Source organism: Lacrimispora amygdalina (genome assembly GCF_003432035.1).
In the GTDB taxonomy this organism is placed as follows: Bacteria; Bacillota; Clostridia; order Lachnospirales; family Lachnospiraceae; genus Lacrimispora; species Lacrimispora amygdalina.
On sequence record NZ_QOHO01000001.1, the window covers coordinates 1 to 8,911 of the forward strand.

Below are 8,911 nucleotides of genomic sequence, written 5' to 3' on the forward strand. Positions count from 1 at the left end.
GCCTGCGAACAAGTCGTACTCGTCCAGAACTCGTCACCGGCTTTTCCATCGCCCTTTGTGTTGGCAATCAGCGTTGTCACCAGTTTCAGAATGTCTTTTTCTGAATGGATATAGGCGAAAGGGTTATAGTGCATCGACTTCCGAAAGTTGATCGTGTTGAAAATCTTGATGTTGTAGCCATGCTTCAAAAGGGCGTTGCCGCACTCAATCACGATGCTGCCTTTCGGGAGCGTTTCGTCAAGATAAATAAAGCCAAATTTTTGCGAATTTTTCATTAGAAATTCCCCGCCTTTATATCCTCTTGGATAAGTCGCTTCACTTTGTCCTCCATGCTCTCCGTACTGGCATGATTGAAGTGGATACCAATGTTATAGGTGGTTCTGCCGATTTTCATAGACAGTCTGCCATCTGGCTCTTTTGCGGTTACTGGAGCTTCTGTGTTCTCAATTTTTTCCATGTGCTACCTCCATAAATGAAATATGCCGGACAGGGAATGAGGTTCTGACAACGAACTCCGGCAACGAAGCTCTAAACATCTCTCAATTTATATCCGGCACTACTCTCTTTTTTATTTACTTTTTTCTTTTAAAAATTAGTTGTTTTAGTTGTCAATAGGGTTCAAAGCCTTGTAGAATAAGGGTTTTGCCCGGCAACGAACCCGGCAACGAAGTAACAACCAGCCCGGCAACAAACCTCTTATTTTTCATTCAGCCATTCTTTTGGCAGCTCCATCTGTCTGGCTTCTTCATCAGAAATCGGGGTAAAATCATCAGCTTGGTTGCCGGAGCTGACACGCTCCCAGCCTTTTTGTCTTTTGTATGGGTCTGGAAATCGTCTGGGGTTATCAAATGCTTTCCACTCTGGAAAAGCTGTGTTCATAATGGTGTTTATCTCGCTTATTTCCCATTTCTTTGGCTCATCATAAGGTCGATTGAGAGCTTCTGCGTATAATTGCAAGGAGCATACCATTTTCCCTGTGTAGCCTTCCAAAAAGCCAGCAATCTTGCCCGCCCATGTATCCTCCGGCATAAACTGACGCTGATACTCTTTCATATATTTCGCCGCTTCTGGACTAAACTTCATTTTGAAATTCCCACTCTTGAAAATCTCCATAGCTTCTGCCCACACTTGGAGCAGATAGGCTCTTGAATGCTGTTCTTCTTCAAGAATATGCACCTCGGCAAGCTCCATCTGAACCAGAATAGGAATAAATCGTCTGTTTCCTGTTCGGTCAAGGGGCAGAAAGTCCAGTGCATTGGAAGTACCGCCAAACACGCACTGTCTAAGCCTGTCCTTTGGGTGCTTATCATAGGGTGTCTTGTAGGTTTCCTTCTGTCGGCTAAGGAATGACTTGATTTCCTCAATGCTTTTTGCATTGGCTGTTGCCAGCATTTCCGACATTTCGATTATCCAGTGACCTTGTAGCTTGCGGTATACATTTTCATCGTCCAGCTTCTTCAAATCATCTGAAAACCACTCGTCCATGATGGCAAGGAAGCGGAAGAAGGTGGACTTGCCAGCTCCTTGTCCTCCGGCAAGGCACAACATCATCTCATACTTATAACCTGGCTTGAATACTCGCATGATTGCTCCCAATAGGAATAACAGGAACGCTTCATAGGTGTAATCATTTACATCTGCACCAAGAAAATGGTGCAAAGCATAGCGGATACGCTCTGTTCCGTCCCATTCAAGGGAATTAAGCGTATCCCGTATGGGATGGTATCTATTCTCATTTGCCACAATCTTAACGGTTTTCTCGATTTTTTTATCCGTTGTCAGTCCATAGGTTTCTTCCAGATAGAGATACAGATAGTTGTAATCCGTATCCACAATGGCTAAACTGTCACGCTCCCACCATAATTTTTTCACAATATCAATGCTTTCCGTCAGAATATTGTAGCGGATTGCTCCATGCAATAATGGATCAAGTTGCAAGGCAGTCATACAGTTGCGGTAATTCTGCTTTACCCGGTCTTTTTCTCCTCGTTCCAACATCAGTTTTATTTCTTCAACGCTCTTTGGCTGTTCCATTGCTGCCATTGTCTGCTTCAACTCCTGTGCTGTTTCCGGCTTTAATGCCTGTAATTCGCTGTTCAAGCTGTACCACTTCCTTTCCATGTTCAATAATCAGTGCTGCCTTATCCTCGGCTTCCCCATACAGCAGAATATCTGTCAGATACTCGATATAGGACAGCTTCTGCAAGGCTTCCACAAATCGGGGATGCCAGTGTTCTTCAGCAGTCTTTGGGGCATAGGCTTCTTTCCAATATTCCAGAAGATGAAGGTAATCACATAACACTCGGAAGCAGTAATCCGCTTTCTGCCAGAGCTGTTGCTCTGGCGATACCTTTCTCTGCATAGGTCTTGGGGAAGCTCGGCTCTTATTGTCATAGCAGATACCAAAGTCAGCAGCCAGCTTCTGGGCGGCTTCCTTGCTGCCTATGCCATAGAGCTGCATAACAAAATCAATCACATCTCCATCAGCTCCACACCCGAAGCAATGGAAGCGATTATCAACCTTCATGCTGGGTGTCCTGTCCTCATGGAAGATACAGCAAGCCATACCTCCACGCCGGATTTTCACTCCATACATTTCAGCAGCCTGTCTTGTAGTGACAGACTGCTTAACTGCTTCAAATACATTCATAATTCCTCCCTTAAATAGCAAAAGCACCTGTATTTTTCTGAATAAATACAAGTGCTTGGTTATAGCTCCATATTCTGTTTTTTCGTTTTTTCTTCTGTCGGACACTCTTTTGGCATTTCCGTTTTCTTCTCTGCCAGCCTGTCCTTGATAGATGGCTTCATCACTTGGCTTACCCAATAGCGAATATCTTTCAATGCTTTCAGCTCCGGCTGAACAGTTTCAAGTGAAGATTTGAGCTTGCTACACTCGCTTTCCAGCTTTTCATACTCTGCCTGTAATGTTGTGAGGTCGCTGTCTACATCAAGTCCCTGTTTCTTCAAAAAGCGGAAATCACGGTTGTACTCGGTCAGCTCGGTCTGGTGTGTTTCGGCAAATAGCTTCTGCGGAATTTTCCAGTTTATCTTGATATATTTATCATGGATTGGCTTCAACCTCTGGCAGTTTTCAATAGCCGCCTTGATGTTGGAAATCTTCTTCATACGGCTTTCTTTGGCTTTCATCTTGGTGCGAATAGAGGTTGCCTTATCAGAAATCTGTGTTACCTTATCTTCCAGCTTTTCAACTGTGAGAATATTGTTTTCTTTCAGATAAGCGATTGCACTCATAGCTGTTTTTAAGTCCTTAATCGTGCCTTGTTGCTGTCCGTATCGTGACCAATCCTTTCGCTCTGCCTTTCTCTTTTCCACATAATCCATAAGCAAAACAGGGAGTGTAGGGGCGGCAGTTTCCGCTTCAAGTTCCGCAAGCAATTCTTTCCTTGCTTCCAGCAAATCCTTAATCCAATTCCGCAAGCTGGAGATAGTATTGCGAATGGTAGCCATCAAGGTGTTTGCCGATTTTATATCACGGTTCAGATTGCCGATATTGGTCTGCTCTCCACGGCGTTCCATCTGGGTAACTGCGGCTCCCATGTGAACGGTTGGCACTTTATCAATGCCTTGTTTTTCATAAGAACGCAAATCAACACGCTCTGGTCGATTGGCGGCTTCAAGAAATTTGTTCTGTGTGTCTTGCCAGCCTTGCCGCCAGATAGCTCCATGCCATTGCTCATTCCAATCAACAGTATTTTCCTTGTGGCTTTTCCAGTTGCCAGAGGGAAGTCTTATTCGCTCTCCGTGTTCGTCAAGGTCATAGACCTTTCTGCTCTTAGGTAGCCACTTTCCATGCTCGTCCATTGCCCGAAGTGTCAGCATAACATGACAATGGGGATTGCCTGTTCCTGTATCGTGAATTGCAAAATCACAGCACATTCCTTTGGAAACAAAATGCTCGTTACAATATTCTTGTATCATCTGCGGATATTGCTCTGGTGGTACTTCAATGGGAAGTGCCAGAATGAACCGCCTTGCAAGCTGTGAGTTCCATTGATTCTCAATTTTTTCGACAGCGTTCCACAATGTATTGCGGTCAGCATATTCGGGTGGAGCGTTCTCCGGCAACATGATTTCTGTGTAAAGAATACCTCGCTTCTCTGAATACGATTTTCGTTTCTGGTCGTACTCTGAAAACAAGGTATCTCCACTTTGGTAAGCGGCTCCGGCAACTGCGGATTGCCTTTTGCTTCTCTGTGTAATCTTTATATCGAAGTGTGGGTTTGGCATTGGTATCCTCCTTCCGTGCCATAAAAAAAGACCGACTACTTTTTCTCTGTAATCAGTCATAGGGGAACAATATTCAATTCGATCCATTGCAACTTGTTGTCCGTGAATGATTTGCAAAATCGTTCATGGGCGGCAAGTCCACAAAAGGGTAGCTGGCAAAGCCAGCGAAGGGGAAGTGTAGCTTCCCCTTGGATAATTGGAGTAGGGCAAAGCCATACGGAAATTATCTGCTCCATGCAATGGGCTTTCGGCAGAACGCAACGCACCACTTTAGGTGGTGTATAGTTGCGCCCTTGTCTTTCGTCAAGGGTTTTAGCTTGTTCCGTTTTCGCTCGTTTTTCTCCTTTGCTCTATCAGCTGTTCCAGCTTTTTTTGTGCAGCTTCACTGTGAAAGATAAACTGCAAAAGCTCCATCACATCATCATCGGTAAGCAAGGTCGGTTCTCTCAAAAATGTTTCAAGTATTCCGGCACGGGTGCAAAGTCTATGTGTTCGCTCTGCTCTGGTAAGCTGTTGTAGTTGTCGGGCATAATACTTCTCGTCATTTTCTGCGGCTTTGAGTTTCTGCTGGGTGGCATAAAGCTCGGCTTCCAGCTTCGATAATTTTTCGTTTGCCATTGGTGGCTCTCCTTTCTTGGATAAAAAAAGACCGTCCACTTTTTTATGGTAAACGGTCTATGTAAGACAGTATTTAATTTATACAAGTCCAAAGTATTTCTCAAAAAATGCTTTTAACTTTTCAATGATACTCTGCTTTTTGGCATTTCGATTTCCACCACCAAAACGAGAAACAGGCGGCAAGATTTTATCAATGTCTGTCCCTGTGGTTTTAAGCGTTCCATCACGGAAAGAATTGTCGATAAATTTCCTTGTTTCTTCTGATTTCAGCTTCTCTGTGGTAATCAATTCTTCAATGTCAGTTTCCTTTTGTTCCAACACAAACTTGTGCCAATCGTCATTCACATCAGTTGCCGCATTTACGGTTTCAATGAAATGCTCAATCAATTCTTTCTTGCTGCGGAGCTGCATACTGGAATCTACTGCCTTGCGAATGTCTACCAGAATACTCTTGTCCTCACAGTTTCCATCATGGTACTTTGCAACCAACATCAGAATATAATCAATGTTGATTTCCACTTGACGAATAAGCTCCATTTCAAACACAAGGTCATCATTGATATTCTCTTTATCTCCATTATCCCTTGGCTTCAATTTCTGATAAAGGTCAATGTAAACGCTCTGGTAATCTTGGTACTCACGGGTTGTTAAAATCTCATTTCCCTCAAAATTGTCGAATGCGGTAAGAATATTTCTTGCTCGTAAAACTGCACCGAATAGGGAAATAAAATCTTTCTCGTCCAGTTCCCCGATGATTGCTTGTCCCAACGCAAAACGCTGCGTTAGTTCTTCGATCAATTCTTCATATCCTCGGTGGTGTCTGCCGTCCTCATCATAGCCATTGTAATAATCATCATAGCTTTTCAGAAGCACAATTCCGCCAGCGTTTTTATCGCCAAACAAGGCAATCGCATCATCGGTTTCCTGTTGCAAATCTCGGAAGCAAACGATATTACCATAGGTCTTGACCGAATTAAGAATACGGTTAGTTCTACTGAATGCCTGTATAAGTCCATGCTGTTTCAAATTCTTATCTACCCAAAGAGTATTAAGGGTGGTTGCGTCAAAACCCGTCAAGAACATATTTACAACAATCAGCAAATCAACCTCACGGCTTTTCATTCGCTGTGATAAGTCCTTGTAGTAGTTCTGGAATTTGTCAGAGGAAGTATCAAAATTCACATGGAAAGCGGCATTATAATCTTTGATAGCACCATCAAGGAAATCTCTCGATGATTGGTCAAGACCGCTGGTATCAAAATCTTCATCGGGTAGTGCGTCCTCTGGGTCTTCTTCATTAGCTGCAAAGCTAAAGATGGTCGCAATCGTCATTTGACGCTTTCTCTCATCAAGCTGCTTTTTGAACTCTGTGTAATATTTCATAGCAACTGGAATTGAGCTTACAGCAAAGATTGAATTGAAGCCATTCAAGCGTTGTCCTTTCAAAGCATAGAAACTGTTTCGCTTTGTTTTCTGGTCGAAGTGGTCGAGAATATAGCTAACAATTTCAGTAATTCGCTCTGGAGCTGCCATTGCTTTTTCGACATCAATCGCACGAACATCTTTATCTCTTACGCTATCTTTCTGCTTAACTGTATTCACATAATCAATTCTGAATGGCAAAACATTTTCATCATTGATAGCGTCCACAATCGTATAAGTGTGTAGCTTATCTCCAAATGCCTGTGGTGTTGTCCGAAGCTCTGGATTTCCTCCCTTGCCAGCATTTGCCGCAAAGATAGGAGTGCCGGTAAAGCCAAAGATATGGTAGTTCTTAAAGTTCTTGATTATTGCCTTGTGCATATCTCCAAATTGGCTACGGTGGCATTCATCAAAGATAATTACAATGTGCTTGTTAAAGACACTATGACCTTTGTTTTTGCTAATGAAGACCCCTAATTTTTGAATTGTAGTAATGACAATGCGATATTCATGGGGTCTGCCTTTTTCGTCTTTATCTGACAACTGCCGTTCCAGAACTTTTGTGGAAGTATTGCTGTTAGCAGCTCCTTTTTCAAATCTGTCATACTCTTTCATTGTCTGGTAATCCAGATCCTTACGGTCAACAACAAACAAGACTTTTTCGATATATGGCAGAGAAGAAGCCAACTGTGCTGTTTTGAAAGAGGTCAGAGTTTTGCCACTGCCTGTCGTATGCCAGATGTAGCCGCCAGCGTCTGTCGTCCCTGTCTTTTTGTAATTGGTCGCTATTTCAATTCTGCTTAATATACGCTCTGTGGCAGCTATCTGGTACGGACGCATAACCAATAACAAATCTTCTGATGTGAACACACAATACTTTGTAAGGATATTCAGAATTGCGTGCTTTGCAAAAAAGGTCTTGGTAAAGTCCACAAGGTCAGAAATAACCTTATTGTTTCCATCTGCCCAAAATGATGTAAACTCAAAGCTGTTACTGGTCTTTTTGCTTTTCTTGCGGTCATTATCGCCCATTTCTTTAATATGAGCGTTACGAGTTGTGTTAGAGTAATACTTTGTATGTGTACCATTGCTAATCACAAAAATCTGAACATACTCATACAATCCACTTGCCGCCCAGAAGCTGTCACGCTGGTATCTCTTTATCTGATTAAATGCTTCTCGGATAGCCACACCACGGCGTTTCAGCTCCACATGAACAAGGGGCAGACCATTCACGAGAATGGTTACATCGTAGCGATTATCATGTGCTGCTCCGCTTTCCTCGCCAACCGTATATTGGTTAATGACTTGCAAGCGGTTATTGTGAATGTTCTTTTTGTCTATCAGCGTAATATTCTTGCTCGAACCATCGTCCCGTTTGAGAATTTGCACAGGGTCATTCTGAATACGGCGTGTCTTTTCGACTATGCCATCATTGGCACTGGCGATACATTCAGTAAAAAAGCGGTTCCATTCATCGTCTGAAAAAGCGTAATCATTGAGTAATTCTAATTGACGGCGAAGATTGGAAATCAAGTCTGTTTCTTCATGTATTTTCAGATACTCATAGCCTTGTCCTTGCAATCTCTTGATGAAATTTATTTCTAAATCGCCTTCGGTTTGATAGGTCGATTCTTCTCTAACACAATTCGCTTCTCTTTCAGGAATATATTCCGAAACAACGGTGCTTTCGTTCATAGAAGCAATTATGTTGTAGGTACTCATGCCGATAACACCTCCTTAAAGGTCAATAATTTATCTCTGTAATATGCGTATTGCTTGTTTCTTGCTTCAATTTCGGCTGGTAGTCCGCTTGTAAGGTCATTGCATAAAGCGTCAAATCGGTCAAGAATACTGATAATTACTTCTTGCTCCTCAATGGACGGAACTGGCACTGACACTCGACATAAAGCATTTGAATTAAATTGCGGCTGACCACCCGCCGAAACAAGCTTGTTTGCCTGTTCCCAATAAAGTGTAGACTTGGAAAAATGCCAATAATAACGATTTAAGATAACATCATTATCTAACGAAATCTTAATCAGAAATGACGCATATACTGCTGGTTCATCATTAGGAACATAAAGTGTTTTCCCAAAAGTTGCACCTGTTCGTGCCATAACCAAATCGCCTTGATGAAGTTGGTATTTCATACTGTCTTCGGACAGGTCAACATATTTGGGGTCTTCTTGTTTCAGGCAGCCATTATCGCCAATATCTGTAATACGAATAAATCTTGCCGTCCCAGAGGTTTTTGCTTTGTCCGTATATCCATAAGTGAATTTAGCAATATCCCCTAAAGTCAGCCACTTGACAGCCTTGCGAAGATTAGTTAATCTTGTCTGTCTGTCTGTCTGTCTGTCTGTCTGTCTGTCTGTCTGTCTGTCTGTCTGTCAAAGTATCCTCGCTGACATTACCGAAAGTCAATAGTAAATCACGATAATAAATATATTGTTCTTTCCTCGCTGTAAGCTCCGCTGTAAGCTCCGCTGTAAGCTCCGTGAAATTGTCCAGAATACGGACAATTTCACTCTGCACCTCAAGAGGTGGCAGAGGAATAATAACATTCTCCATCAGCTTTTTCGATACATTGAAGCGAGTAACGCCGCTTGCGGTTTTA

8 protein-coding genes and 1 pseudogene are annotated in these 8,911 nt (G+C 42.6%); all 9 read right to left on the reverse strand.

Going from position 1 to position 8,911, the window contains the following annotated elements; translation table 11 throughout:
- Positions 1-233: pseudogene (locus DS742_RS00005) on the reverse strand (type IV secretory system conjugative DNA transfer family protein); the annotation flags it as partial.
- 41 nt (positions 234-274) lie between these two features.
- Positions 275-457 carry a transposon-encoded TnpW family protein gene (locus DS742_RS00010; protein WP_117414993.1) on the reverse strand — a complete coding sequence of 61 codons (183 nt, stop codon included), beginning with the start codon at positions 455-457 and terminating at the stop codon, positions 275-277.
- Between the two features lie 239 nt (positions 458-696).
- Positions 697-2,043, reverse strand: a complete 1,347-nt coding sequence (locus DS742_RS00015; protein ID WP_117414994.1) for a virulence-associated E family protein — start codon at positions 2,041-2,043, stop codon at positions 697-699.
- Positions 2,012-2,650 carry a CHC2 zinc finger domain-containing protein gene (locus DS742_RS00020; protein WP_117414995.1) on the reverse strand — a complete coding sequence of 213 codons (639 nt, stop codon included), beginning with the start codon at positions 2,648-2,650 and terminating at the stop codon, positions 2,012-2,014. The genes DS742_RS00015 and DS742_RS00020 overlap by 32 nt, the downstream gene beginning before the upstream one ends.
- Before the next feature lie 59 nt (positions 2,651-2,709).
- Positions 2,710-4,251: a MobQ family relaxase gene (gene mobQ / locus DS742_RS00025; RefSeq protein ID WP_117414996.1), complete on the reverse strand. Its 1,542-nt coding sequence runs from the start codon at positions 4,249-4,251 to the stop codon at positions 2,710-2,712.
- Positions 4,252-4,563: 312 nt separating this feature from the next.
- Positions 4,564-4,869: a DUF3847 domain-containing protein gene (locus DS742_RS00030; protein ID WP_117414997.1), complete on the reverse strand. Its 306-nt coding sequence runs from the start codon at positions 4,867-4,869 to the stop codon at positions 4,564-4,566.
- 78 nt (positions 4,870-4,947) lie between these two features.
- Positions 4,948-8,016, reverse strand: a complete 3,069-nt coding sequence (locus DS742_RS00035) for a type I restriction endonuclease subunit R (RefSeq protein ID WP_117414998.1) — start codon at positions 8,014-8,016, stop codon at positions 4,948-4,950.
- Positions 8,013-8,597: a restriction endonuclease subunit S gene (locus tag DS742_RS00040; RefSeq protein WP_117414999.1), complete on the reverse strand. Its 585-nt coding sequence runs from the start codon at positions 8,595-8,597 to the stop codon at positions 8,013-8,015. Before DS742_RS00040 ends, DS742_RS00035 begins: the two co-directional genes overlap by 4 nt.
- Positions 8,598-8,619: 22 nt before the next feature.
- On the reverse strand, positions 8,620-8,911 hold a 292-nt coding region (locus DS742_RS28575; protein ID WP_147325711.1), incomplete at its 5' end, for a restriction endonuclease subunit S.

Excerpts from the sequence above, each read along its gene's own strand:
- DS742_RS00010 (WP_117414993.1), bottom strand. The coding sequence starts at position 457 with ATGGAAAAAATTGAGAACACAGAAGCTCCAGTAACCGCAAAAGAGCCA.
- DS742_RS00015 (WP_117414994.1), bottom strand. The coding sequence starts at position 2,043 with ATGGCAGCAATGGAACAGCCAAAGAGCGTTGAAGAAATAAAACTGATG.
- DS742_RS00020 (WP_117414995.1), bottom strand. The coding sequence starts at position 2,650 with ATGAATGTATTTGAAGCAGTTAAGCAGTCTGTCACTACAAGACAGGCT.
- mobQ (WP_117414996.1), bottom strand. The coding sequence starts at position 4,251 with ATGCCAAACCCACACTTCGATATAAAGATTACACAGAGAAGCAAAAGG.
- DS742_RS00030 (WP_117414997.1), bottom strand. The coding sequence starts at position 4,869 with ATGGCAAACGAAAAATTATCGAAGCTGGAAGCCGAGCTTTATGCCACC.
- DS742_RS00035 (WP_117414998.1), bottom strand. The coding sequence starts at position 8,016 with ATGAGTACCTACAACATAATTGCTTCTATGAACGAAAGCACCGTTGTT.